Raw genomic sequence first — 26,776 nt, 5'->3', positions numbered from 1 at the left:
TGCTTTTCTCTGCTGACCCGGCGGCTTGCGTGCCGTTGTTCCGTGTCAGTGGAGGCGCATTATAGGGAGTTCTTCTGAAGTGACAAGCACTAAATACAAAAAACTTTTCGTTCGCTCACTTTTCAAACTCAACGCTTATTAAACCCGCGCATCGTCCGTTAAATGCGCAATTTCACGGGCAAAACTGGCGACCTGAGCCCAGTCGGTGTAGACCACTTCTTTACGTGTATCCGTTTCCCCGCCCGTCATTTTCATGATCAGGCGGATCATAAAGCGGTCGTACCAGCGGTAACGCGGGTAACGCAGCGCGCCAGCAAAGACAGAACAGATATCGGGCTGCCATGGCGAACTCAGCAAAAACTTACGCGTATAGCTGTTAGTCTGCGGCGTACGCTTCTCTGCTTTACGGGCAACCAGGTTGACCGAGTAAAACGCGCCAGGCAGCTGAGCGAGTTCCGCCGTATGCTTTTTCACAAAGCGATCCAGCGCCGGATGGAAATGGCCGTAACGAATTGAAGCGCCAATGACCACGCGGTCGTAATCCTGCCAGGCAATCTGTTCAGTGCGATTCAGGTTCACCACATCAGAATAAATGCCCAGCTCTTTGAGTTCAGAAGCCAGATATGAAGCAATCTCACGCGTTTGTCCGTCACGCGTTGAGAAAAGAATTAACGTTTTCACCAATGTCTCCTTACTCACGCCAGAATGTTGGGGTAAACAGCACCAGCAGCGTAAAGACCTCAAGACGCCCAAACAGCATATTGGCGATTAAGATCCACTTCGCCACCGGGTTCATACTGGCGAAGTTATCCGCCACGACGCCCAGCCCCGGCCCCAGGTTGTTTAACGTTGCCACCACAGAGGCGAAGGCAGAAAAATCATCCACGCCCGTGGCGATTATCGCCAGCATACTGACAATAAAGACCAGTGCATAAGCGGAGAAGAATCCCCACACCGCTTCGAGGATGCGTTCCGGCAGCGCGCGGTTCCCCAGCTTAATACTGTAAACCGCATTCGGGTGGACCAGACGTTTCAGCTCACGGTTCCCCTGCTTGAACAGCAGCAGAATACGGATCACCTTCAGACCGCCGCCCGTTGACCCGGCACAGCCGCCGATAAACGCAGAGCACAACAGCAGCACCGGCAGGAACAGCGGCCAACGCGCAATACTGTCCGTGGTGAAACCGGCGGTTGTTGCCATCGATACCACCTGGAAGAAGGCCTGGTTCAGGGTCGTGACCGCCGAGTTATAGACATCGTGGAACCACAGTACCAGGGTACAGATGATCACCAGAGTCAGCTGGACGCCAATAAACATCCGGAATTCCGGGTCGCGCCAGTACACCTTCAGGCTCCGTCCGCTAAGCAACGAGAAGTGTAGACCGTAGTTACAGCCTGAGATCAGCAAAAAGATGGCAATGATGGTATTGATTGTCGGGCTGTCGAAGTAGCCGACGCTGGCATCGTGGGTGGAGAACCCGCCGATAGCAATAGTCGCAAAGCTGTGCCCGATGGCATCAAACGCAGGCATCCCGGCAAACCACAGCGCCAGCGCGCAGGCCACCGTCAGCAGGACATAGATAAGCCACAGGGTTTTCGCCGTCTCCGCAATACGCGGGCGCATTTTGTTATCTTTCAGCGGGCCGGGCATCTCCGCCCGGTAAAGCTGCATCCCCCCGACGCCCAGAATCGGCAGGATAGCCACCGCCAGGACAATGATCCCCATACCGCCGAACCACTGAAGCATCTGCCGGTAAAAGAGAATCGCATGCGGGAGCGAATCCAGCCCCACAAGCGTGGTGGCCCCGGTGGTCGTTAATCCGGAGAACGATTCAAAAAACGCATCCGTGACGGTGAGATTCGGTTGTTCGGAGAAGATAAACGGCAGCGCACCCACGCTTCCCAGTACCGTCCAGAACAGGACCACAATCAGAAACCCCTCCCGGGATTTCAGTTCACCTTTCTCACGGCGGTTTGGCCACCACAGCAGGGAGCCAATCGTCAGCGCGACAAAAAAGGTTTGCGTAAATGCACGCCCCGCGCCGTCCCGGTAGATGAGCGCCACCAGTCCGGGAATGATCATTGTCCCGGAGAAAAGTATGACCAGCAATCCAACGATTCGGGTAATGGCACGAAAATGCATCTCTGCCGCTTCCTTAGGTATTCAAAATTGTGAGGTGGGGATTATTCTTCAATCGGCAGTAATTGCAATGAACCGCGACTAAAATCAGCGAGTTTTGCTGAAAAAGCAGCCAGTTCCGCCTGAGGAAGCGCCACGCGTAATTGCACCATTGCCTGATAATCACTGTGTGCGATGACACCGTTAAACTGTTTAAGCAGTGCTTCGATACCCGATAGCTGGGCGTAATCGCATAACAAAGTATATTCCGTAAGTGGCGTTTTGCGGGTTGTTATCAGAAGATTAAGCGCCTGCTGGACACCACCTCCGTAGGCTTTGACCAGCCCTCCGGTGCCTAACAAAATGCCCCCGTAGTAGCGGACCACGACGGCGGTGATTTCACCCACGCCGCTGCCCATCAACTGGGAGAGCATCGGTTTTCCGGCCGTACCCGCCGGTTCACCGTCGTCAGAAAACCCGAGCTGCTGTGAGTCGTCTGGCGGCCCTGCGACCCACGCCACACAGTGATGGCGGGCATCCGGGTGCTGCGCGCGGACGGACTCGACGAACGCCTTCGCCGCCTCCACGCCGTCGGTATGCGCCAACAGCGTGATAAAGCGGCTTTTTTTGATTTCCTCAACAAAGGTGACCGGCTCGGCCGGTATCAGCCAGCTTTCCATCAGGCCAGCTTCAAATCTCGCGTCATGTTCTCAATGCTGTTCTCGTGAATAACCACGTTATCCTCGATACGAATGCCGCCATAAGGCTTCAGCGCTTCAATTTTCTCCCAGTTGAAGTGCTTGCTGAATTGCCCTACGCGCCACGGCGCCAGCAGGGATTCAATAAAGTAGATGCCCGGCTCGATGGTCAATACCATACGCGGCGCCAGAACGCGGGTGCAGCGCAGATAAGGATATTTAGACGGTGCCGCCAGGTGCGTGCCGGTATCATCCTGCATAAAGCCCGCGACGTCATGAACCTGCAAACCCAGCGGGTGGCCGATACCATGCGGCATAAATGGCCCGGTCAAATCGTTCTCAACCATCGCCTCTTCGCTCATGTCTTTGATAATCTGATGCTTACGCAGCAGTTTAGCAATGCGCTGATGGAACTGGATGTGATAATCCACGTAGCTGGTTCCGGCCTTCATGGTGCCAATCAGCGCCAGCTGTTCGTCGTTCACGTCTTTAATCAATTGCGCAAAATCGGTATCCGCATTCGCCGCCCAGGTACGGGTCAGGTCTGCCGCATAACCATTGTACTCAGCCCCCGCGTCCAGCAGGAAGCTACGCATCTCAGCCGGAACCTGATGATCCAGTTTGGTGTAGTGCAGAACCGAGGCATGTTCATTCAGCGCCACGATGTTGCTGTACGGCACGTCGGTATCGCGGTGGCCGGTCGCCGTCAGGTAAGCCTGATTGATATCGAACTCGCTCATACCGGACTGGAACGCTTCGTACGCCGCACGGTGGCCATTCACCGCCGTTTTTTGCGCTTCACGCATGCAGTAAAGTTCGTAGTCGGTCTTGTAGGCGCGATAGTAGTGCAGATAATCCAGCACGCCTTTCGGGTTGAGTTTATCTGCCGGAATATCCAGACCCAGCGCGCGCTCAGGAACCGGACCAATGTAGCCGATGTTGCCGCGCGCCGCTGGCAGCTGGCTGCCTATGCCGTCTGCTTTTGGCAGCGCAATCACGTCAATTTCTTCGGTCCAGAATGAGGTCGGCAGCGGCTCCACGTTGTGCCAGTAATCGACCGGCAGGTAGAACCACAGTTTCGGCTTGTTCACGCCATCCACCAGCAGCCAGCAATTTGGAACCTGCGTGACAGGCACCCAGGCTTTAAACTGCGGGTTAACCTTGAAGGGATAAGCATGGTCATCAAGAAAAGTATTCATCAGCTCGCCGGAGTGGATCAGCAGGGCATCCAGCTTGAAGCGGGCCAGTACATCGCGGGTACGTTCCTGTAGGGTAACGATATGATTTTTATAAAGCGAAGCCAGTGAGTCCATCATTCTTCCTTTCGTTTTTTTGACCTCAAGTCATCGCATCTTAGCACACCTCACTCCGGCTGCGTGATTTCCACCGACCGTGATCAGCGCAGCAATTTCTTAATGACTAATTTGCATTTTATTAACATAAATTCCACACTCCGTTTCATCTGGTATGACCAGATCCAATTGCTGGATTCAGGAGACCGACATGCTCTACAAAGGCGACACCCTGTACGTAGACTGGCTGGAAGATGGCATTGCCGAACTGGTGTTCGATGCCCCCGGCTCAGTGAATAAGCTTGATACCGCGACGGTGGCCAGTCTTGGCCAGGCGCTGGATGTACTTGAAAAGCAATCAGATTTAAAAGGGCTGCTGCTGCGCTCCAACAAAGCGGCCTTTATCGTTGGCGCGGATATCACCGAATTCCTGTCGCTGTTCCTGGTGCCAGAAGAACAGCTGAGCCAGTGGCTGCACTTCGCGAACAGCGTCTTTAATCGTCTGGAAGATCTGCCTGTCCCGACCCTTTCTGCCGTCAACGGTTACGCGCTGGGCGGCGGCTGCGAATGCGTGTTAGCCACTGATTACCGTCTGGCGACCCCGGACCTGCGTATCGGCCTGCCGGAAACCAAGCTGGGCATCATGCCGGGCTTTGGCGGCTCCGTCCGTATGCCGCGCATGCTGGGCGCCGACAGCGCGCTGGAGATCATTGCCGCGGGTAAAGACGTCGGCGCAGAACAGGCGCAGAAAATTGGCCTGGTCGACGGCGTTGTAAAACCTGAGAAGCTTGTTGAAGGCGCACTCGCCATTCTGCGTCAGGCCATTAACGGCGACCTCGACTGGAAAGCCAAACGTCAGCCGAAGCTGGAGCCGTTAAAGCTCAGCAAGATTGAAGCCACCATGAGCTTCACTATCGCCAAAGGCATGGTGATGCAGACGGCGGGTAAACACTACCCGGCGCCGATCACGGCGGTGAAAACCATTGAAGCGGCAGCCCGTCTGGGCCGTGATGACGCCCTGAAGCTGGAAAACCAGAGCTTTGTCCCGCTGGCGCACACCAACGAAGCCCGCGCGCTGGTTGGTATCTTCCTTAACGATCAGTTTGTGAAGGGCAAAGCCAAACAACTCACCAAAAACGTTGAAACGCCAAAACACGCGGCGGTACTCGGCGCGGGCATTATGGGGGGCGGCATCGCCTACCAGTCTGCCTGGAAAGGCGTGCCGGTGGTGATGAAGGACATCAACGAGAAATCCCTGACGCTGGGCATGACCGAAGCGGCCAAGCTGCTGAATAAACAGCTTGAGCGCGGCAAAATTGATGGTCTGAAGCTTGCAGGCGTGATCTCCACCATCCAGCCAGTGCTGGAATACAGCGGTTTCGACCGTGTGGACGTGGTGGTTGAAGCGGTCGTCGAGAACCCGAAAGTGAAAAAAGCGGTGCTGGCCGAAACCGAAGACAAGGTGCGTCCGGAAACCGTGCTGGCCTCTAACACCTCCACCATTCCTATCAGCGAACTGGCGAGCGTGCTGAAGCGTCCGGAAAACTTCTGCGGGATGCACTTCTTTAACCCGGTGCACCGCATGCCGCTGGTCGAAGTGATCCGTGGGGAGAAAACCTCCGACGAAACCATCGCCAAAGTGGTGGCGTGGGCGAGCAAGATGGGCAAAACGCCGATCGTCGTTAACGACTGCCCGGGCTTCTTCGTTAACCGCGTGTTGTTCCCTTACTTCGCCGGCTTCAGCCAGCTGCTGCGCGACGGCGCAGACTTCCGCAAAATCGATAAAGTGATGGAAAAACAGTTCGGCTGGCCGATGGGCCCGGCGTATCTGCTGGACGTTGTCGGCATCGATACTGCCCATCACGCTCAGGCGGTGATGGCGGCGGGCTTCCCGCAGCGCATGCAGAAAGACTATCGCGACGCCATTGACGCCCTGTTCGACGCCAACCGCTTTGGTCAGAAAAACGGTCTGGGCTTCTGGCGCTATAAAGAAGACAGCAAAGGCAAACCGAAAAAAGAAGAAGATGCGGCGGTGGATGGCCTGCTGGCCGACGTCAGTCAGCCGAAACGCGACTTCACTGACGACGAGATCATCGCCCGGATGATGATCCCGATGATCAACGAAGTGGTGCGCTGCCTCGAAGAAGGCATTATCGCCAGCCCGGCAGAAGCGGATATGGCGCTGGTGTACGGCCTCGGCTTCCCTCCGTTCCACGGCGGCGCGTTCCGCTGGCTGGATACGCTCGGCAGCGCTCGCTATCTCGATATGGCTCAGCAGTACCAGCACCTCGGCCCGCTTTATGAGGTGCCGGAAGGTCTGCGTAACAAAGCTCGTCATAACGAACCCTACTACCCAGCAGTTGAGCCAGCCCGTCCGGTTGGCGCGCTGAAAACGGCTTAAGGAGTCACAATGGAAAAGGTTGTCATTGTTGATGCGATTCGCACCCCGATGGGCCGTTCAAAAGGCGGTGCGTTCCGTAACGTGCGCGCGGAAGACCTCTCCGCGCACCTGATGCGTAGCCTGCTGGCGCGTAACCCGGCGCTGGACCCTGCTGCGCTGGACGATATCTACTGGGGCTGCGTCCAGCAGACGCTGGAGCAGGGCTTCAACATTGCCCGTAACGCGTCCCTGCTGGCGGAGATCCCGCACTCGGTTCCGGCCGTCACCGTCAACCGTCTTTGCGGTTCGTCGATGCAGGCGCTGCACGACGCGGCGCGGATGATCATGACCGGCGATGCGCAGGCCTGTCTGGTGGGCGGCGTGGAGCATATGGGCCACGTGCCGATGAGCCACGGGGTCGATTTCCATCCAGGTATGAGCCGCAACGTGGCGAAAGCCGCCGGTATGATGGGCCTGACCGCCGAGATGCTCTCCCGTCTGCACGGCATCAGCCGTGAGATGCAGGATGCCTTTGCCGCTCGCTCGCATGCCCGCGCCTGGGCCGCCACGCAGTCTGGTGCCTTTAAGAATGAGATCATCCCGACCGGCGGTCACGACGCAGACGGCGTACTGAAGCAGTTCAGCTATGACGAAGTCATCCGCCCGGAAACCACCGTTGAAGCGCTTTCCACCCTGCGTCCGGCGTTTGATCCGGTCACCGGTACGGTAACGGCGGGCACCTCGTCTGCCCTGTCCGATGGTGCCGCCGCGATGCTGGTGATGAGCGAAAGCCGCGCCCGCGAATTAGGCCTGACGCCACGCGCCCGCGTGCGTTCGATGGCAGTCGTGGGCTGCGATCCATCCATCATGGGCTACGGCCCGGTTCCGGCGTCAAAACTGGCGCTGAAAAAAGCGGGGCTGAGCGCAAGTGATATCGACCTCTTTGAGATGAACGAAGCGTTCGCCGCGCAGATCCTGCCGTGCATTAAGGATCTGGGGCTGATGGATCAGATCGACGAGAAGATTAACCTCAACGGCGGCGCGATCGCCCTAGGACACCCGCTGGGCTGTTCCGGGGCGCGTATCAGTACCACGCTGATTAACCTGATGGAACGCAAAGATGCCCAGTTTGGTCTGGCAACGATGTGTATCGGGTTGGGTCAGGGGATCGCGACAGTGTTTGAGAGGGTGTAAATTAATTGAGAGAGTGTAAATAAGGAAAAGTATCTCAAAGCCAATGACGTCAGAACAAGGCGGCAAGCGAGCGAATCCCGATGAGCTTACATTAGTAAGTGATTCGGGTGAACGAGCGCAGCCAACGCAGTTATGGCGCCATTGGCGAAGAGAGACAGTTTAGTTGCCGTTCTTCCCGCCTGTCAGGGGCGGGTTTTTTACGTTATTGCAGCAGCGAAATATCCGCCACGCGCAGGAACAGCTCACGCAGTTTCTCAAGCATCGAGAGACGGTTAATCCGCAGCTCTTTATCTTCCACGTTCACCATCACCTTCTCGAAGAAGGCGTCGATGACGTCACGCAGCTCCGCCAGCTCCACCAGCGCTTCCTGGTAGCGACCTTCCGCGAAATACGGCTCCAGCTTGTCGCGCAGCACCACAACCTGCATCGCCAGAGAAATCTCTTCCGGCTCTTTCAGGGTTGCAGCGTTTACGCGATCGTTCAGCGTCTCGTCGGATTTCGCGAGGATGTTGGATACGCGCTTGTTAGCCGCGGCCAGCGCAGACGCCGCTTCCAGCGTACGGAAGTGGGATACCGCTTTCATACGCGCATCGAAATCTGCCGGACGGGTCGGACGACGCGCCAGCACCGCCTGAATGGTATCAACGGAGTAACCTTCGTCCTGATACCACGCGCGGAAACGACCGAGCATAAAGTCGATAACATCATCCACAACCTTCGCGTTGGTCAGCTTATCGCCGTACAGACGTACCGCTTCTTCGGTTAGCGTTTGCAGATCGAGGTTCAGGTTCTTCTCAACGATGATTCGCAGCACGCCCAGCGCAGCACGACGCAGCGCAAACGGGTCTTTGTCGCCTTTTGGATGCTGGCCGATACCGAAGATACCCGCCAGGGTGTCCATCTTATCGGCAATCGCCACGGCGCAGGCAACCGGATTGGACGGCAGATCGTCACCGGCAAAGCGCGGCTGATACTGCTCGTTCAGGGCTACCGCCACGTCTTCCGCTTCGCCATCGTGACGCGCGTAGTGCATACCCATCACGCCCTGGGTGTCGGTAAATTCGAACACCATGTTGGTCATCAGGTCGCACTTGGAGAGCAGGCCCGCACGGGTAGCGTGGTTAACGTCGGCGCCAATTTCACGGGCAATCCAGCCGGACAGCTCCGCGATACGGTCGGTTTTGTCGCGCAGCGTACCCAGCTGCTGCTGGAACAGTACAGTTTGCAGACGCGGCAGGTTATCTTCCAGACGTTTTTTACGGTCTGTGTTGAAGAAGAACTCGGCATCCGCCAGACGCGGACGCACCACTTTCTCGTTACCGGAGATAATCTGGCTCGGATCTTTCGATTCGATGTTCGCCACGAAGATGAAGTTTGGCAGCAGCTTGCCGTCGTTGGCGTAAACCGGGAAGTACTTCTGGTCACCCTTCATGGTGTAAACCAGCGCTTCTGCCGGAACGGCCAGGAATTTCTCTTCGAATTTCGCGGTCAGTACAACCGGCCATTCGACCAGCGAGGTCACCTCTTCCAGCAGGCTGTCGCTCAGGTCAGCGTTTCCGCCAATCTTGCGCGCCGCTTCTTCTGCGTCCGCTTTAATTTTGGCTTTACGCTGTTCGTAGTCGGCAATCACTTTACCGCGTTCCAGCAGGATCTGTGGATACTGGTCGGCATTGTCGATGGTGAACTCCGGCTCGCCCATAAAGCGATGGCCGCGGATCACGCGATCGGACGCCACGCCCAGAATGGTCGCCGGGATAACGGTATCGCCCAGCAGCAGGGTCACGGTGTGAACCGGACGCACAAAGTGAACGTCGGACGCGCCCCAGCGCATCAGCTTAGGGATTGGCAATTTTGCCAGCGAGGTCGCGATCATGTCAGGCAGCAGCGCTTCGGCGCTTTCGCCTTTCACATGGGCACGATACAGCAGCCATTCACCTTTGTCGGTGGTCAGACGCTCGGCCTGATCAACGGTGATGCCGCAGCCGCGCGCCCAGCCTTCTGCCGCTTTGCTCGGCTTGCCTTCCGCGTCGAACGCCTGAGCAATGGCCGGGCCACGTTTTTCAACTTCGCGATCCGGCTGGGACGCCGCCAGGTTTGCCACTTTCAGCGCCAGACGACGCGGCGCAGCAAACCACTCAATTTTACCGTGCGCCAGGCCAGCGTTATCCAGCTCAGCAGTGACGTTCGCAGCAAAAGATTCAGCCAGGCTGCGCAGGGCTTTTGGTGGCAGCTCTTCAGTGCCGATTTCCACCAGGAAAGTTTTCTCAGACATGGCCGCCTCTTATTTGTTTCGGTTGCACATCGGGAAGCCAAGGGCTTCACGGGACGCGTAGTAAGCTTCTGCAACGGCTTTGGTCAGGGTACGAATACGCAGAATGTAGCGCTGACGTTCAGTCACGGAGATCGCTTTGCGGGCATCCAGCAGGTTGAAGCTGTGGGCAGCCTTCAGAATACGCTCGTAGGCAGGCAGCGGCAGCGGAGTCTCCAGCGCCAGCAGCTGCTGGGCTTCTTTCTCGTACTGCTCGAAGCAGGTGAACAGGAAGTCCACGTCCGCGTATTCGAAGTTATAGGTGGATTGCTCCACTTCGTTCTGATGGAACACGTCGCCGTAGGTGGTTTTACCCAGCGGGCCGTCGCTCCAGACCAGGTCGTAAACGCTGTCTACGCCCTGAATGTACATGGCCAGACGTTCCAGACCATAGGTGATTTCGCCGGTAATCGGTTTACATTCCAGACCACCAACCTGCTGGAAGTATGTGAACTGGGTCACTTCCATGCCGTTCAGCCACACTTCCCAACCCAGACCCCAGGCACCCAGCGTTGGGTTTTCCCAGTTATCTTCCACGAAACGAATGTCGTGAATGGTTGGATCCATACCCAGCTCTTTCAGTGACCCGAGGTACAGTTCCTGAATGTTGTCGGGTGATGGCTTAATCACCACCTGGAACTGATAGTAGTGCTGCAAACGGTTCGGGTTTTCGCCATAACGGCCATCGGTCGGACGACGGGATGGCTGCACATAGGCGGTCGCCATTGGCTCTGGCCCTAACGCGCGCAGGCTGGTCATCGGGTGTGAGGTGCCTGCGCCAACTTCCATGTCCAAAGGTTGAACAATGGTGCAGCCCTGACGAGCCCAGTAATCCTGTAAGGTCAGGATCAGGCCCTGGAAGGTCTTGGTATCAAACTTTTGCATAGTATTTCGTGCTGGATACGTGTGGTTTTAAATGGAAGGGATCAGTATACCCGCTGGCTGCAAGATATACAGTACGAAACGGGGTTGTTTAGGGAAAATTGGGGAATAAGCCCTACAGCCAGAACCTGCGAAGGCTCTGGTTGCTGCTTATACGAGCAATTTAACGCATTGAGAGATGTAAAAACTGGCCGTCTGCATCAAAAGAGCAGACAAAGCCCTCTTTACGCGCCGTATAGCCTTTCAGTTCATAGCTGCCCTGAAAGCGCTCGAAGCCGTTTATATGAATTTTCTGTGCTTCAGAATTATAGCGGTGAGCCGCCTGATCCCTGCACAGCTGTTCCATATTCAGGGAACGCTCCGGGCTCATTTTCCCCTGCTGCGCTTTTTGGACAGGTATCTCCTCAGAAGCACTGCATCCTGTTAATAAGAGCAGCAGAAAGAGTGACACCCCACGCTTCATCATCATTTTTATTACCGCCCTGGTCAGTGGCTGTTATTTTTAGTAGCAACACGTTTATAGATTAAAGTCCGTCATTCTGCGAATCTCGCCAGCTCCCTACAAGTTAGCCTGGCTAAACTCAGAATTTTCCAAGGGAAAAGTTTTACGCAATCGCAGTCACACTTTCTTTATCAGGAATACAGAGGAACTGATGCAGTCAAAAATTAACTGGATTGATAACCTGCGGGGAATAGCCTGTCTGATGGTGGTGATGATCCACACAACGACCTGGTATGTCACGAACGCGCACAGTATCAGCCCTGTTAACTGGGATGTCGCCAATGTTCTGAACTCGGCCTCCCGCGTGAGCGTCCCGCTGTTCTTTATGATTTCCGGTTTTCTCTTTTTTGGCGAGCGTAGTGCACAGCCGAGACATTTCATCCGTATTGTCTCCTGTCTGCTGTTTTACAGCGCGATTTCGCTGCTCTATATCGTCCTGTTCACTTCAATTAACGCTGAACGTTCCCTGCTCAACTTGTTGCAAAAACCGGTGTTCTATCATCTATGGTTTTTCTTCGCGATAATCGTTATTTATCTTGTTTCACCGTTAATTCAGGTAAAAAACGTCAACGGTAAAATGCTGCTGGCGCTGATGGTGGTCATCGGGATCGTGGCCAACCCGAATACCGTCTCACAGAAAATTGATGGCTTTGAATGGCTGCCCGTTAACCTCTATATCACCGGGGATACGTTTTATTACGTGCTGTACGGCATGCTGGGGCGCGCCATTGGCATGATGGAGACGCAAAAGCGAGGAATAAACTGGCTATGCGCGGCCGCATTTCTCGTCGGTGTGTTTATTATCTCTCGCGGGACGCTGCATGAGCTGCAATGGCGCGGCAACTTTGCCGATACCTGGTATCTGTACTGCGGCCCGATGGTCTTTATCTGCGCGCTCTCTCTGCTGACGCTGGTTAAAAACACCCTGAATGCCCGCCCGCTTCCGGTACTGGGGTTTATCTCTCGCCACTCGCTGGGCATTTACGGTTTTCACGCGCTGGTGATCCACGCCCTGCGCACCCGCGGCGTTGAGCTTAAAAGCTGGCCGGTGCTGGATATTGTCTGGATATTTACCGTTACGCTGGTTGTCAGCCTGCTGCTGTCAATGTTGCTGCAAAGAATCGATACGCGCCGGTTTGTGAGCTAACCCGGTTGAAGGCTGGCAGGCCGGGTAAGCGTTAGCGCCACCCGGCTCCTGTTTATGACATTAGCGGCAAAAGCTGCCGATAAATTTTGCGGAACACGTCTCGTCTTTCAGCATAGCGAGCATGATTTTTCGCATCAGGACGATGCTGCTGTTCAAGCGACAGCTGGGGCAAAAGCTGGGGCAGTGGTTTATCCCGGTTCAGCGCAATTTGCGCCAGCCGTGCCGCACCGAGCGCCGGGCCGACATCGCCTCCCGTACGATAGTCCAGCTGCAACCCGCTGATATCGGAAAGCATTTGCCGCCAGTAGCTGCTTCGCGCACCGCCGCCAATTAACGTAATGCTGGATGGCGTAAGTCCACAGTCATGCACGACATCCATTCCGTCCGCCAGAGCATAGCCAACGCCTTCAAGCACCGCGCGCGCCAGCTCTGCCGGGCCGTGCTGATGGGTAAGACCGAAGAACACCCCTTTCGCTTCCGGGTTGTTATGAGGCGTCCGCTCGCCGGAAAGGTACGGTAAAAACCAGACCGCACCGGCATTATCATCCGCCTGCTGTGCCGCTGCGATAAGCGCCGGGACGTCCGCCATTCCGGTTAGTTTTGCCGCCCAGTCGAGGCAGGAAGCCGCGCTCAGCATCACCGACATTAAATGCCATTTACCCGGCAACGCGTGGCAGAAGCTGTGTACGGCGCTTCCAGGATTGCTACGATACCCGTCACTGACGGCAAAATAGACACCGGAAGTGCCGAGCGAGAGCATGGCCTGTCCTGCCTCGACCATCCCCACGCCGACCGCCCCCGCCGCATTATCGCCGCCGCCAGCGACGACAGGTACGGCTGGCATATTCCAGCGTTCAGCAACAGAAGGCTGCAAAGCGCCCGTGATTTCGCTGCCTTCAAACAGCGCAGGCATATGATCGCGCGTCAGCTGGCAGGCATCCAGCATCGCCTCGCTCCAGTCCCGTTTCGCCACGTCGAGCCACATCGTGCCCGCGGCGTCAGACATGTCGCTGGCAAAATCCCCCGTCATGCGAAAACGCAGGTAGTCTTTCGGCAACAGAACCTTCGCCACCTGGCGAAAAATATCAGGCTCATGGCGCTGCACCCACAGGAGTTTTGGCGCGGTAAAACCGGGCATCATCAGGTTGCCCGTAATCTCGCGGGACGCAGGCACACGTTCCTCAAGGATCGCGCACTCTTCCGCACAGCGGCCATCGTTCCAGAGAATAGCCGGGCGCAGAACGCGATGCTGGCTATCCAGCAACGTTGCGCCATGCATTTGTCCGGCGATGCCCAGCGCTTTAACGTCGCGCAGGCTGTGCTGCTCGCCTAAGGCTGTCATCGCGCGGTCCGTCGCCTGCCACCACTGCTCCGGATCTTGTTCCGACCAAAGCGGATGCGGGCGTGAAACCTGCAACTTTTCAGTCTGCGTGGCTAACACATCGCCCTGCTCGCTTAACAGGATGGCTTTCACCCCCGACGTGCCAAGATCGATCCCGATATACATGTGGTGACTCCTTTGACAGAAATGCCCGGTGGCGCAGCGCTTACCGGGCATGAATGCTGTTATTTATCGAACAGGTAGTGATTGACCAGGTTTTCCAGCAGCTCCTGATGGCCGCTCTGATGCTGCGGCGCAAGCTGATGCTGTTCAGCGTACTTCGCGATCTCCGCAAGCGATAACTGACCTTTCAAAATTTGCTGGCCCAGCTCACTGTTCCAGCCGCTGTAGCGCTTCGCCACGCGCTTATCCAGCTCACCGTCTTCAATCATACGGGCTGCCACTTTCAGCGCCAGCGCCATGGTGTCCATCGCGCCAATATGCCCGTAGAACAGATCGTATTTGTCGGTGCTCTGGCGACGCACTTTGGCGTCGAAGTTCAGGCCGCCGGTGGTGAAACCGCCCGCTTTGATGATCTCGTACATCACCAGCGCATTCTCTTCCACGCTGTTCGGGAACTGGTCGGTATCCCAGCCCAGCTGTGGATCGCCACGGTTAGCATCGACAGAGCCGAAGATGCCCAGCGCAATCGCAGAGGCAATTTCGTGATGGAACGAGTGGCCCGCCAGGGTAGCGTGGTTAGCCTCAATATTCACTTTGATCTCTTTTTCCAGACCAAACTGCTTCAGGAAGCCATACACGGTGGCGACATCATAATCATACTGATGCTTGGTTGGCTCCTGTGGTTTTGGCTCAATCAGCAGCGTGCCGCGGAAACCGATTTTGTGTTTGTGGTCCACCACCATCTGCATAAAGCGACCAATCTGCTCACGCTCCTGACGCAGGTCGGTATTCAGCAGCGTTTCATATCCTTCACGACCGCCCCAGAGTACATAGTTCTCACCGCCCAGCTGATGCGTGGCGTTCATCGCAGTCACGACCTGGGTTGCCGCCCAGCTGAAGACTTCCGGATCCGGGTTGGTTGCCGCGCCCGCGCCATAGCGAGGGTTGGTAAAGCAGTTAGCCGTACCCCAGAGCAGCTTGACGCCACTTTGCTGCTGTTTTTCAGCCAGTACGTCGACCATCTGCGCGAAGTTGTTCAGATACTCTTTCAGCGATGCCCCTTCCGGCGACACATCCACATCGTGGAAACAGTAGTACGGCACGTTCAGCTTATGGAAGAACTCGAACGCGACGTCGGCTTTACGCTTCGCCAGCTCAATGGCCTCGCCCGGCTGTTGCCATGGACGGTCAAAAGAGCCCACGCCGAACATATCGGCACCGTTCCAGCAGAAGGTGTGCCAGTAGCAGGCGGCAAAGCGCAAGTGATCTTCCATGCGCTTACCCAGCACCAGCTCATCCGGGTTGTAGTGACGAAATGCTAAAGGATTGGTCGTTTTCGTGCCTTCGAAACGAACGCGATCGAGTTGGTCGAAATAAGCTTGCATATTGAGCTCCATAATCAGGGTATGCGGCGTGGTCTTGCTTCTGGAGTAATAGTGAATAGACATTGGAGGTTGCTCAATTACGTTATTTCACACTGCTATTGAGAGAATGCGCAATTGTGCGCTGGCTCGCAAAATAATGTGCAGACAAACTATTTTTCGGCGCGCATTCCAGAATCAAATGTAATTAATAGGTTACGCTTTTTAAAATCCGATCGCGGTCATAAATTCAGAAATAAACCAAATATCGTAATGAGAAGATAAAAATCTGTAATTGCCAGCAGGCCTTTCCACGTTAAAAATTTGCTGCGTCTCAGCAGTGAATGTTTCTTTTATCTCAGCTACACATACCCCTACAAAAAGGCCTAATAATTATGAAGATAAAGAACCTGACCCTAACGCTCTGCACTACTCTCCTGCTTGCAAGCTTTGCCGGCCACGCCAAAGAGGTCAAAATCGGCATGGCGATTGATGACTTACGCCTGGAGCGCTGGCAAAAAGATCGCGATATCTTTGTTAAAAAAGCGGAATCTCTCGGCGCGGAGGTGTTCGTTCAGTCCGCTAACGGCAACGAAGAGACGCAAATGTCGCAAATCGAGAATATGATCAACCGTGGCGTCGATGTGCTGGTCATTATCCCGTATAACGGCCAGGTATTAAGCAACGTGGTGAAAGAAGCGAAACAGGAAGGCATAAAAGTCCTGGCTTATGACCGCATGATTAATAATGCCGACATTGATTATTATATTTCGTTCGACAATGAAAAGGTGGGCGAATTACAGGCTAAAAGCCTGGTCGCAAAAGTGCCTCAGGGGAATTATTTCCTGATGGGCGGCTCGCCCGTGGATAACAACGCCAAACTGTTCCGCCAGGGACAAATGAAAGTGCTGAAGCCGTATATCGACGAGGGCAAAATTAAAGTCGTCGGCGACCAGTGGGCTGACGGCTGGTTACCGGAAAACGCGCTGAAAATTATGGAAAACGCGTTGACTGCAAATAACAACAAAATCGATGCGGTGGTGGCCTCTAACGATGCCACTGCGGGTGGCGCCATTCAGGCGCTGAGCGCGCAGGGTCTGGCCGGGAAAGTCGCTATTTCCGGACAGGACGCCGACCTTGCGGGTGTAAAACGCATCATCGCGGGTACCCAGACCATGACGGTGTATAAGCCCATTACCGAGCTTGCCAATACGGCCGCCGAAATTGCCGTTGAGCTGGGCAATGGCCAGCAACCTAAAGCAGACGCGACGTTAAATAACGGCCTGAAAGACGTACCTGCTCGCCTGCTTACCCCTATCGAAGTCAACAAAGAGAATATTGACGCCACCGTGGTGAAAGACGGTTTCCATAAGAAGAGTGAACTGTAATCCAGCGCAGCCCCTGCCCGGCAGGGGCGCATCGACCTGCCCTGTACATCTGTCGGGCCATGCGGAGCAGTTATGTCTTATTTACTTGAAATGAAAAGCATCACCAAAGCCTTCGGGGCGGTGAAAGCAGTCGATAACGTAAGCCTGCGGCTGAATCCCGGCGAAGTGATGTCGCTGTGCGGCGAAAATGGCTCGGGAAAATCCACGCTGATGAAAGTGTTGTGCGGGATCTATCCGCACGGCAGCTACGAGGGCGAAATCGTCTTTGCCGGCGAGGTGCTCCAGGCCACGCACATTCGCGATACCGAACGTAAAGGCATCGCTATTATTCACCAGGAGCTGGCGCTGGTGAAGCACCTTACCGTGCTGGAAAATATTTTTCTCGGCGCCGAACTCTCACGCCACGGCGTACTGGATTACGACACCATGACGCTGCGCTGCGAAAAACTGCTGGCCCAGGTGAGCCTGGCTATCTCACCGGATACGCGCGTGGGCGACTTAGGTTTGGGCCAGCAGCAGCTGGTGGAGATCGCCAAGGCGCTGAACAAGCAGGTACGCCTGCTGATCCTCGACGAGCCAACCGCCTCGCTCACCGAACAGGAAACCGCCGTTCTGCTCAATATCATCCGCGACCTGCAAAACCACGGTATCGCCTGCATCTATATTTCGCACAAGCTCAATGAGGTGAAAGCTATTTCCGACACCATCTGCGTCATCCGCGACGGGCAGCACATTGGCACGCGTGAAGCAGAAGGCATGAGCGAAGATGACATCATCACCATGATGGTGGGTCGCGAACTCACCGCACTGTATCCCAACGAACCACACACCATAGGCGAAGAACTCCTGCGCGTGGAAAACCTGACGGCGTGGCATCCCGTTAACCGCCACATCAAGCGCGTGGATAACCTCTCCTTCTCGCTGCACCGCGGCGAAATTCTCGGTATTGCGGGTTTAGTGGGTGCCGGAAGAACCGAGGCCGTGCAGTGTCTGTTTGGCGTCTGGCCGGGGCGCTGGGAAGGCAAAATTTATATCGACGGTCAGCCGGTAAAAATCGACAACTGCCAGCAGGCCATTGCCAAAGGCATTGCTATGGTGCCCGAAGACCGCAAAAAAGACGGCATCGTGCCGGTCATGGCGGTGGGAAAAAATATCACGCTGGCGGCGCTCAGCCAGTTTTCCGGCGCGCTGAGCAGCCTGGATGATGCCGCAGAACAGCAGTGTATTCTTCAGTCACTTGCCAGGCTCAAGGTGAAAACCTCCTCGCCGGAACTGGCGATAGGTCGCCTGAGCGGCGGCAACCAGCAGAAAGCGATTCTGGCGCGCTGCCTGTTGCTTAATCCGCGCATTTTAATTCTGGACGAACCCACGCGCGGGATCGATATCGGCGCGAAGTATGAAATCTACAAGCTGATCAACCAGCTTGTGCAGCAAGGGATTGCCGTCATTGTTATCTCGTCCGAATTGCCTGAAGTGCTGGGGCTGAGCGACCGCGTGCTGGTCATGCATGAAGGGAAACTCAAAGCCAACCTGAACAACCAGAACCTGACGCAAGAGCAGGTGATGGAAGCTGCCTTAAGGAGCGAACGCCATGTCGAAAAGCAACCCGTCTGATATCAAAGTCGCTGTTCCGACGCCCGGTGCGTTCGCAGGACTTAAATCGCTGAATCTGCAAGTTTTTGTAATGATTGCCGCCATTATCGTGATCATGTTGTTCTTTACCTTGATGACCGATGGCTCCTATTTGAGCGCACGTAACGTTTCTAACCTGCTGCGTCAGACCGCCATCACCGGGATCCTGGCGGTGGGGATGGTCTTTGTGATTATCTCAGCGGAAATTGACCTGTCAGTAGGGTCGATGATGGGTCTGCTCGGCGGCGTGGCGGCAATTTTTGACGTCTGGCTCGGCTGGCCGCTGCCGCTGACGATTGCGGTCACGCTGGTACTGGGTCTGCTGCTCGGGGCGTGGAATGGCTGGTGGGTGGCCTACCGTAAGGTCCCGTCGTTTATCGTCACCTTAGCGGGGATGCTGGCCTTCCGCGGCATTCTGATTGGGATCACCAACGGCACTACCGTCTCCCCGACCAGCGCCTCGATGTCCCAGATTGGCCAAAGCTACCTCTCTGATGGCGTCGGTTTTACGATCGGCGTGGTTGGGCTGATGGCGTTTGTCGCGTGGCAATGGCGAGGACGCATGCGTCGCCAGGCGCTGGGGCTGGCCTCGCCTGCTTCAACCTCGGTTGTCGGCCGTCAGGCGCTTACTGCGGTGATTGTACTGGGCGCCATCTGGCTGTTAAACGATTATCGCGGCGTCCCAACGCCCGTTCTGCTGCTGGCGCTGTTGCTGTTAGGTGGGATGTTTATGGCCACGCGTACCGCATTCGGTCGCCGTATTTATGCCATCGGTGGCAATCTCGAAGCCGCGCGTTTGTCCGGCATTAACGTAGAACGCACCAAACTCGCCGTCTTTGCCATCAACGGCCTGATGGTGGCCATCGCGGGGCTGATCCTCAGCTCACGTTTGGGGGCGGGCTCCCCCTCTGCCGGTAATATTGCCGAGCTGGACGCCATCGCCGCCTGCGTGATTGGCGGGACCAGCCTCGCCGGGGGCATTGGCAGCGTGGCGGGGGCGGTGATGGGCGCATTTATTATGGCTTCGCTGGATAACGGGATGAGTATGATGGACGTGCCGACGTTTTGGCAGTATATCGTCAAGGGTGCCATTCTTTTGCTGGCAGTCTGGATGGACTCTGCCACCAAGCGGCGCGCCTGATAACAGTATCGTGACTAATTTGGGAAATAAGCCATGTTTGAAAAGCGTCACCGCATTACGTTGTTATTCAATGCCAACAAAGCCTATGACCGGCAGGTGGTTGAAGGGGTTGGCGAATATTTGCAGGCGTCGCAATCCGAATGGGATATTTTCATCGAAGAAGATTTCCGTACCCGTCTGGAGAACATCAAAGACTGGCTGGGCGACGGGGTCATCGCTGACTTTGACGACCCCGTGATTGAACAGTTGCTGAGTGGCGTTGACGTGCCTATCGTGGGCGTTGGCGGCTCTTATCATACACCGGAACATTATCCTCCCGTTCACTACATCGCCACGGATAACCATGCTCTGGTCGAGACTGCCTTCCTCCATTTAAAGGAGAAAGGCGTCCATCGTTTTGCGTTTTACGGATTGCCCGCCACGAGCGGAAAGCGCTGGGCGATGGAGCGTGAGTATGCCTTCTGCCAGCTGGTTGCCCAGGAGAAGTATCGCGGCGTCGTTTATCAGGGGCTGGAAACCGCGCCAGAAAACTGGCAGCACGCACAAAATCGTCTGGCTGACTGGCTGCAAACGCTGCCGCCCCAGACAGGGATTATCGCCGTGACGGACGCCCGCGCCCGCCACGTATTACAGGTGTGCGAACATTTGCATATTCCGGTGCCTGAAAAGCTGTGCGTGATTGGTATTGATAACGAAGAGCTTACGCGCTATCTGTCGCGCGTGGCGCTCTCATCCGTGGCTCAGGGTACCCGTCAGATGGGCTATCAGGCCGCAAAGCTGCTGCACAGACTGTTAGACAACGAATCCCTGCCGCTCCAGCGTCTGCTGGTTCCTCCCGTTCGCGTGGTCGAACGTCGCTCAACTGACTACCGCTCATTAAACGATCCGGCCGTGATTCAGGCGATGCACTACATTCGCAATCATGCCTGCAAAGGGATTAAGGTCGATCAGGTGCTCGATTCGGTCGGCATATCACGTTCGAATCTGGAGAAGCGGTTTAAAGAGGAAGTGGGTGAGACGATCCACGCCGTGATCCATGCGGAAAAGCTGGAGAAAGCGCGCAGTCTGCTGATCTCCACCTCGCTGTCGATCAACGAGATTTCACAGATGTGTGGCTATCCGTCGCTTCAGTATTTCTATTCGGTGTTCAGGAAAGAGTATGACACCACGCCGAAGGAGTACCGGGAACGGTACAGTGAAGTCCTGCTCTAGAAAAAAGAACGCCTTCCAGTGGAAGGCGTTTTTCATTACATATGTGCGGCAATCAGACGCTGGTTATCCTGGTACATGGAGAACAGGTAATTGTTATAACGCTGTCCCTGAGTGGAATAACCTTTCAGCTTATGGATCATCGCCGTGGCCGTCACTTCCTGATCCGCCTTACGCAGCTGAGCGCGTGACTTACGGAACGAGGAATAGGCCGGGTGGGTGTTCAGGTTCACCACGTAGGCATTCACGGAATCTTTCACCGATTCAAACTGTGAATAGCCCTTCACCTTGCCGGGCGCGTTAGTACAACGACCTTTTACGCATTTCATGCCAAACAGATTGTTGTTGTTGCGCGCCAGCTTCGAGGTGCCCCAACCGCTTTCGGCGGCGGCCATTGTCGCGACCATACTGCCTGGAATGATGTCCACACGTTCTAACAGTGAGTTCCAAGGCACGCGACGAGTGTTCCCGCTCCACTTCACTTTATAGCGTTTGGCGATATCTTTCAGGCGAGTGCGCTCAGACGGCGACCAGCGGCTGTCGTACTGTTTGGAGATCAGCCAGTTACGATCCGCAGTAATCGCGGCATTTTGGCTTTTAATGTAAGGCATTACCGTCCGGAGAAACGCTTTTTTCCTTGGTGTCCCGGAAGGGTATTTTCGCAAATCAGGAAGTGAACTACTCTTTGCACTATTGCGAGAATACTCTTGTTTACTGCTAACCTTACTGCTTGTCGTCTTTATTACGTGGGCTTTCTTACTCGTTGTATCCGTGTGCGTCTTTGCAAGCACCTCACCTGAAAATGCCATGGTGAGTAACATGAGTATCGCGGCCCCATATCGTCGAATGGGAGTCGATATCATTAGGTCTCCTGGTCGGATATAAACATTCCAACACCTTATTTTCTTCAAAAATTTGAGAGCGGAATCTCAAATCGTACCAAAAATAGTCTTCAAGAGCACGTCTATAAATAGTCCAATTCCGAAACTATGTCATCCGGAACATGCTCATTAAAGCATCAACGCTGGAAAAATGTGCGCGATATCGCAGATAACTGCCTAATTTTGCGCGGGATCACTCATCCCTTCGCGTCCTCCTTGCAGAAAGCCGTAGAGGAGGAGTTTTTCCCCTGAGCCGAATGGCACACTGGTCAAAAATGCCGCGACAGGAAAATGGAATGAAACGCACTGCATTAGCTGTTCTGATGTTACCCGCATTCGCGCATGCCGACTGGTCATCGCCGGGATTTAACGCGTTTAGCGCTGAAGGTACCGGCGTCTTTACCAGCCAGGCAACGCTTGCGAAGGGTACCCGCCCGCTGACGTTGAGTCTTGACAACGCGTGCTGGCAGCCGACAGGTGCCATTAAGCTCAACGAGATGCTGTCGCTCAAACCGTGCGAAGGCACCCCACCGCAGTGGCGGTTATTCCGTGACGGCGTTTATCAGATGCGTATTGATACGCGCTCGGGAACGCCGACGCTGATGTTGACGGTGCAAAGTGCGGCGCCACAGCCTGTCGCAAACGTTACCCGCCAGTGCCCGAAGTGGGACGGCAAACCGCTCACGATCGATGTCGTTAACACCTTTCCGGAAGGCACGGTGGTGCGTGATTTTTACAGCAAACAGACCGCGACCGTTCAAAACGGCAAAGTAACTCTTCAGCCAGCCGCCAACAGCAATGGCCTGCTGCTGCTTGAACGCGCCGAGACGGACAAACCCGCGCCGTTCAGCTGGCAAAACGCCACCGTCTATTTCGTGCTGACCGATCGCTTCGTAAATGGCGACCCCACCAACGACAACAGCTATGGCCGCCATAAAGACGGTATGCAGGAGATTGGTACTTTCCATGGCGGCGATCTGAAAGGGCTTACCAGCAAACTGGATTACCTTCAGCAACTGGGCGTGAATGCGCTCTGGATAAGCTCGCCGCTGGAACAGATCCACGGCTGGGTGGGCGGCGGCACCAAGGGGGATTTCCCTCACTACGCCTATCACGGCTATTACACTCAGGACTGGACGAAGCTCGACGCCAACATGGGCAGAGAAGATGATTTACGCCAGCTTGTCGACGACGCGCACAGGCGCGGTATCCGCGTCCTGTTTGACATTATCATGAACCACGCGGGTTATGCGACGCTTGCAGATATGCAGGAATATCAGTTTGGCGCGCTCTATTTACAGGGCGATGAGCTGAAAAAAACCCTCGGCGAGCGCTGGACTGACTGGAAGCCAGGCGCGGGTCAAAGCTGGCACAGCTTCAACGATTACATCAACTTCAGTGACAAAGCCGCATGGGAAAAATGGTGGGGTAAAAAATGGATCCGTACCGATATCGGTGATTATGACAACCCGGGCTTTGACGATCTGACCATGTCGCTGGCCTTCCTGCCGGATCTGAAAACGGAATCTAAGATCCCGTCAGGTTTGCCGAACTTTTATCAACACAAGCCCGACACCAACGCGAAAGTGATGACGAATTTCACGCCGCGAGATTACCTGACCCACTGGCTTAGCCAGTGGGTACGTGACTACGGCATCGACGGTTTCCGGGTCGATACCGCTAAGCACGTTGAGCCTGAAGCCTGGCAGCAACTGAAAAACCAGGCCAGCCAGGCGCTGGCCGCGTGGAAAGCCGCCAACCCGGACAAAAAACTCGACGATGCGCCGTTCTGGATGACCGGTGAATCCTGGGGCCACGGCGTGATGCAGAGCGATTATTACCGCCACGGCTTCGATGCGATGATCAATTTTGACTATCAGGAGCAGGCGGCAAAAGCGGTGGACTGCCTGGCCGATATGGATTTGACCTGGCAGCAAATGGCAGAAAAGCTGCAAAGTTTTAATGTGCTGAGCTATCTCTCCTCCCATGATACGCGTCTGTTCCGTGAAGGGGGCCAGCGCGCCGCTGAGTTACTGCTGCTGGCGCCGGGAAGCGTACAGATCTATTACGGCGATGAATCAGAGCGTCCATTCGGCCCTACGGGCTCCGATCCGCTACAGGGGACCCGTTCGGATATGAACTGGCAGGACGTCACGGGTAAACAGGCGTTAACTGTCGCCCACTGGCAGCTTCTGGGGCAGTTCCGCGCCCGTCATCCGGCGGTGGGTGAAGGCAAGCAAACAACGCTGTCAATGAAAGAAGGCTACGGCTTTGTGCGCGAGCACAAGGGCGATAAGGTGATGGTGGTTTGGGCGGGTAATCAATAGACCCCCCACCCTAACCCTCTCCCCAAAGGGGAGAGGGCCGGGGTGAGGGGTATTCACCAGAACAATTCACCACACAAATACAAACCCGCCACATAAAACAACAAATCCGACCACATTCGCCGATTTGCACCAACACGGTGCTGGCGTTATGGTTACTGCCTTTCATATTAAGCCCGACAGATCACCTGCTATGACGTTTTCACTTTTCGGCGACAAATTTACCCGCCATTCAGGCATTACCCGCCTGATGGAGGACCTCAACGACGGGCTGCGCACCCCAGGCGCTATCATGCTTGGCGGCGGAAACCCGGCTCAAATTCCGGAGATGAACACCTACTTCCAGACGCTGTTGGCAGAGATGCTGGAAAACGGTAAAGCAACCGATGCGCTATGTAATTACGACGGCCCTCAGGGTAAAACAGAACTACTGACGCTTCTGGCGGCAATGCTGCGGGAAGCGCTGGGTTGGGATATCGAACCACAGAATATTGCACTGACAAACGGCAGTCAGAGCGCGTTTTTCTACTTATTCAATCTGTTCGCCGGACGCCGCGCCGATGGCACCACGAAAAAAGTGCTGTTCCCGCTGGCACCGGAATATATTGGCTATGCCGATGCCGGCCTCGAAGAAGACCTGTTTGTTTCCGCACGTCCGAATATCGAGTTGCTGCCAGAGGGCCAGTTCAAATATCACGTCGATTTTGAACATCTGCATATCGGTGAAGAGACGGGCATGATCTGCGTATCACGTCCCACCAACCCGACGGGCAACGTGATCACCGACGACGAGCTGATGAAGCTGGATGCGCTGGCGAATCAGCACGGCATCCCGCTGGTGATCGATAACGCCTATGGCGTACCGTTCCCGGGGATCATTTTCAGCGAAGCGCGTCCGCTATGGAACCCGAATATCATCCTCTGCATGAGCCTCTCCAAGCTGGGCCTGCCGGGCAGCCGTTGCGGCATTATCATTGCTAACGAGAAAATCATCACCGCCATTACCAACATGAACGGCATTATCAGCCTTTCGCCTGGCGGCATCGGTCCGGCGATGATGTGCGAGATGATCAGGCGTAACGACCTGCTGCGCCTGTCGAATGAGGTGATTAAGCCGTTTTACTCTCAGCGTGTTCAGGAAACTATAGCCATCCTTCGCCGCTACTTACCGGAAGAACGCTGCCTGATCCATAAACCGGAAGGGGCAATTTTCCTGTGGCTGTGGTTTAAGGATCTGCCCATTACGACAGAGCTGCTTTATCAGCGTCTGAAAAAACGTGGCGTACTGATGGTGCCAGGGGATTACTTCTTCCCGGGGCTGGATAAGCCGTGGCCGCACACGCACCAGTGCATGCGTATGAACTACGTCCCGGACCCGGAAAAAATCGAAGCGGGTGTGAAAATTCTCGCCGAAGAGATTGAGAACGCCTGGCGCGAGGCCGGTTAATAAAACCTCAGGCCATATTACGCAGCCGTTCCGCGCGTAAGCTGGCGGGGTCTATGCAGCGCAGCGCGTGGGTGGGACAGGCTTCGACGCAGGCGGGACCGCCCTCGCGATGCGCGCACAAATCACATTTCAGCGCCTGAACGCGATCTTCCACGACCCGAACCTGCATTGCCCCGAACGGGCACGCCACCATACAGCTTTTGCAGCCGATACAGCGCGATTGCTTAACGAGCCAGGCTCCCGCAGCGCGGTGAATGGCCCCCGTCGGGCAGACATTCGCGCAGGGCGCATCTTCACACTGGTGGCAGCCCACTGCCGTGGTGAAGGTTTCCCCCTTAACCACGCGGATCCGTGACGTAAACGCTACTGGCGTGGCGCTGCTTTGATGCGACATCATGCACGCTACCTCACAGGTACGACACCCGATACATTTTTCAGGATCCGCCAGGATAAATTGGTTCATCAGTTACGCCTCGCGCACGTTAAACCCCAGTTCTTTCGAGATAGCTTCCGCCGTGTCACGCAGCGGTTTTAGCAAGTTTTTCTCACCCACCTGCTTCATGCGCGACGTCGACAGCGAAATGGAGATGGCATAGGGTACGCGCCCGTGAATATCAAAGACCGGCACGGCGATACATGACACACCCAGCTCGTTCTCTTCTTTATCCATCGCCATACTGTGATCGCGAATTTCCGCCAGCTCATCATACATCGCGCTCAGTTCGGTGATGGTGTTGCGGGTCAAAGGTTGGATCTGTTCCTGGTGGCTTTCCCAGTAGCTCGCCACGTAATCCTGATGACCAAACGCCATATAGATTTTGCCCATTGCAGAACAATAGAGCGGCATATGCTGGCCGATATATGCGCGCGTGCGCAGCATACCGGTTGTCGGCTCAAGCTTATAAATCAGGATCGCGTGATCATCTTCACGGCTGGAGAAGTTGACCGTTTCGCCGGTGGCAATGTTCAGCGCCTCGAGGTGCGGCGCCGCCACGTGAATAATATTGAGAGATGAAAGCGCCTTTTGCCCGACGGCGATAAATTTGGTGGTCAAACGATAGCTCCCTGCCGCCGGCGCTGGCGTCACGTACCCGCACGACTGCAACCCCTGCAATAACCGGTGCACGGTACTTTTATTCAGCCCCGCCAGTTCTGATAAATGCGCAAGAGGACACCCGTTCGGATAGTTACTGAGGATTTCAATCAGCATCAGGCCGCGAAACAAGCTCTGGCTACCTGCTGGCCTCTCTTTTTCTTGCGTCATTTCGCTCTCTTTTATGCTCATCAAATAGCTCCTGTTTATTGCGCCCTGATGGTAGCGCAAAGTGTGGTTTAGTTCACGATCTCAACAGAAAAAACACAACCAT

21 protein-coding genes are annotated in these 26,776 nt (G+C 55.4%); 9 read left to right on the top strand and 12 right to left on the bottom strand.

From position 1 onward, the window contains the following. Positions 1-138 precede the first annotated feature (138 nt). The 4 genes from hemG to pepQ are packed head-to-tail and all read right to left on the bottom strand — an operon-like array spanning position 139 to position 4,130. A complete protein-coding gene (hemG, locus tag ACOTZD_RS21900) occupies positions 139-681 on the bottom strand; it encodes a menaquinone-dependent protoporphyrinogen IX dehydrogenase (RefSeq protein ID WP_003860122.1) in 543 nt (180 codons plus the stop codon). A gap of 10 nt (positions 682-691) precedes the next feature. After that, entirely contained in the window at positions 692-2,143 is a 1,452-nt protein-coding gene (gene trkH, locus ACOTZD_RS21895) for a Trk system potassium transporter TrkH (RefSeq protein WP_022649737.1), read from the bottom strand. A 41-nt stretch (positions 2,144-2,184) separates the two neighbouring features. Next, positions 2,185-2,799, bottom strand: coding sequence for an IMPACT family protein (locus ACOTZD_RS21890; protein ID WP_015572737.1), 615 nt, complete (start codon positions 2,797-2,799; stop codon positions 2,185-2,187). Beyond that, positions 2,799-4,130, bottom strand: coding sequence for a Xaa-Pro dipeptidase (gene pepQ / locus ACOTZD_RS21885; RefSeq protein WP_048241674.1), 1,332 nt, complete (start codon positions 4,128-4,130; stop codon positions 2,799-2,801). The genes ACOTZD_RS21890 and pepQ overlap by 1 nt, the downstream gene beginning before the upstream one ends. 190 nt (positions 4,131-4,320) lie before the next feature. Between pepQ and fadB the strand changes: the two genes are divergently transcribed. Both fadB and fadA read left to right on the top strand, forming a co-directional pair. Continuing rightward, a complete protein-coding gene (gene fadB / locus ACOTZD_RS21880) occupies positions 4,321-6,510 on the top strand; it encodes a fatty acid oxidation complex subunit alpha FadB (RefSeq protein ID WP_023315008.1) in 2,190 nt (729 codons plus the stop codon). 9 nt (positions 6,511-6,519) lie between these two features. Next, the gene (gene fadA / locus ACOTZD_RS21875; protein ID WP_000416981.1) at positions 6,520-7,683 is read left to right on the top strand and encodes an acetyl-CoA C-acyltransferase FadA; all 1,164 of its coding nucleotides are present in this window, start codon (positions 6,520-6,522) and stop codon (positions 7,681-7,683) included. Positions 7,684-7,885: 202 nt separating this feature from the next. Here fadA and glyS read toward each other — a convergent pair whose 3' ends face one another. The 3 genes from glyS to ACOTZD_RS21860 all read right to left on the bottom strand — a co-directional run bounded on the left by glyS (position 7,886) and on the right by ACOTZD_RS21860 (position 11,342). After that, the gene (gene glyS, locus ACOTZD_RS21870; RefSeq protein ID WP_022652021.1) at positions 7,886-9,955 is read right to left on the bottom strand and encodes a glycine--tRNA ligase subunit beta; all 2,070 of its coding nucleotides are present in this window, start codon (positions 9,953-9,955) and stop codon (positions 7,886-7,888) included. Positions 9,956-9,964: 9 nt separating this feature from the next. After that, positions 9,965-10,876, bottom strand: a complete 912-nt coding sequence (gene glyQ / locus ACOTZD_RS21865; RefSeq protein WP_003860141.1) for a glycine--tRNA ligase subunit alpha — start codon at positions 10,874-10,876, stop codon at positions 9,965-9,967. A gap of 160 nt (positions 10,877-11,036) precedes the next feature. Continuing rightward, positions 11,037-11,342 carry a YsaB family lipoprotein gene (locus tag ACOTZD_RS21860; RefSeq protein WP_017693801.1) on the bottom strand — a complete coding sequence of 102 codons (306 nt, stop codon included), beginning with the start codon at positions 11,340-11,342 and terminating at the stop codon, positions 11,037-11,039. 184 nt (positions 11,343-11,526) lie between these two features. Here ACOTZD_RS21860 and ACOTZD_RS21855 point away from each other — a divergent pair, with 184 nt between their 5' ends. Next, the gene (locus tag ACOTZD_RS21855) at positions 11,527-12,522 is read left to right on the top strand and encodes an acyltransferase (RefSeq protein ID WP_022652022.1); all 996 of its coding nucleotides are present in this window, start codon (positions 11,527-11,529) and stop codon (positions 12,520-12,522) included. A 52-nt stretch (positions 12,523-12,574) separates the two neighbouring features. On the opposite strand, the gene xylB is transcribed toward ACOTZD_RS21855, so the two are convergent. Continuing rightward, entirely contained in the window at positions 12,575-14,029 is a 1,455-nt protein-coding gene (gene xylB / locus ACOTZD_RS21850; protein WP_022652023.1) for a xylulokinase, read from the bottom strand. 59 nt (positions 14,030-14,088) lie between these two features. Beyond that, positions 14,089-15,411 carry a xylose isomerase gene (gene xylA / locus ACOTZD_RS21845; protein WP_026080557.1) on the bottom strand — a complete coding sequence of 441 codons (1,323 nt, stop codon included), beginning with the start codon at positions 15,409-15,411 and terminating at the stop codon, positions 14,089-14,091. A 371-nt stretch (positions 15,412-15,782) separates the two neighbouring features. Here xylA and xylF point away from each other — a divergent pair, with 371 nt between their 5' ends. The 4 genes from xylF to xylR all read left to right on the top strand — a co-directional run bounded on the left by xylF (position 15,783) and on the right by xylR (position 20,760). After that, positions 15,783-16,775: a D-xylose ABC transporter substrate-binding protein gene (gene xylF, locus ACOTZD_RS21840; protein ID WP_006808602.1), complete on the top strand. Its 993-nt coding sequence runs from the start codon at positions 15,783-15,785 to the stop codon at positions 16,773-16,775. 72 nt (positions 16,776-16,847) lie between these two features. Further along, positions 16,848-18,389, top strand: coding sequence for a xylose ABC transporter ATP-binding protein (locus tag ACOTZD_RS21835; RefSeq protein ID WP_015572746.1), 1,542 nt, complete (start codon positions 16,848-16,850; stop codon positions 18,387-18,389). Continuing rightward, positions 18,367-19,548 (top strand): xylose ABC transporter permease XylH, encoded by a 1,182-nt coding sequence (gene xylH / locus ACOTZD_RS21830; RefSeq protein ID WP_058658521.1) that lies wholly within the window; start codon positions 18,367-18,369, stop codon positions 19,546-19,548. The genes ACOTZD_RS21835 and xylH overlap by 23 nt, the downstream gene beginning before the upstream one ends. A 33-nt stretch (positions 19,549-19,581) precedes the next feature. Then, positions 19,582-20,760, top strand: coding sequence for a D-xylose utilization transcriptional activator XylR (xylR, locus tag ACOTZD_RS21825; RefSeq protein ID WP_003860152.1), 1,179 nt, complete (start codon positions 19,582-19,584; stop codon positions 20,758-20,760). Between the two features lie 35 nt (positions 20,761-20,795). On the opposite strand, the gene ACOTZD_RS21820 is transcribed toward xylR, so the two are convergent. Next, a complete protein-coding gene (locus tag ACOTZD_RS21820; protein ID WP_022652025.1) occupies positions 20,796-21,620 on the bottom strand; it encodes a protein bax in 825 nt (274 codons plus the stop codon). A 314-nt stretch (positions 21,621-21,934) separates the two neighbouring features. Between ACOTZD_RS21820 and ACOTZD_RS21815 the strand changes: the two genes are divergently transcribed. Together ACOTZD_RS21815 and avtA are read left to right on the top strand one after the other, a co-directional pair. After that, on the top strand, positions 21,935-23,965 hold the full coding sequence (locus ACOTZD_RS21815; protein WP_174402425.1) for an alpha-amylase: 2,031 nt from the start codon (positions 21,935-21,937) through the stop codon (positions 23,963-23,965). Between the two features lie 190 nt (positions 23,966-24,155). Next, positions 24,156-25,409, top strand: coding sequence for a valine--pyruvate transaminase (gene avtA / locus ACOTZD_RS21810; RefSeq protein WP_015572749.1), 1,254 nt, complete (start codon positions 24,156-24,158; stop codon positions 25,407-25,409). 7 nt (positions 25,410-25,416) lie between these two features. On the opposite strand, the gene ACOTZD_RS21805 is transcribed toward avtA, so the two are convergent. Together ACOTZD_RS21805 and yiaJ are read right to left on the bottom strand one after the other, a co-directional pair. Next, on the bottom strand, positions 25,417-25,872 hold the full coding sequence (locus ACOTZD_RS21805) for a 4Fe-4S dicluster domain-containing protein (protein WP_022652027.1): 456 nt from the start codon (positions 25,870-25,872) through the stop codon (positions 25,417-25,419). 3 nt (positions 25,873-25,875) lie between these two features. Further along, positions 25,876-26,694, bottom strand: a complete 819-nt coding sequence (gene yiaJ, locus ACOTZD_RS21800) for an IclR family transcriptional regulator YiaJ (RefSeq protein ID WP_015572751.1) — start codon at positions 26,692-26,694, stop codon at positions 25,876-25,878. Positions 26,695-26,776: the final 82 nt, after the last annotated feature.

The organism is Enterobacter cloacae complex sp. SHL022 (assembly GCF_049237785.1).
GTDB lineage: Bacteria > Pseudomonadota > Gammaproteobacteria > Enterobacterales > Enterobacteriaceae > Enterobacter > Enterobacter hormaechei_C.
Note: the sequence above shows the minus strand (reverse complement) of the source record. Positions and strands in the feature narration are given on the sequence as shown.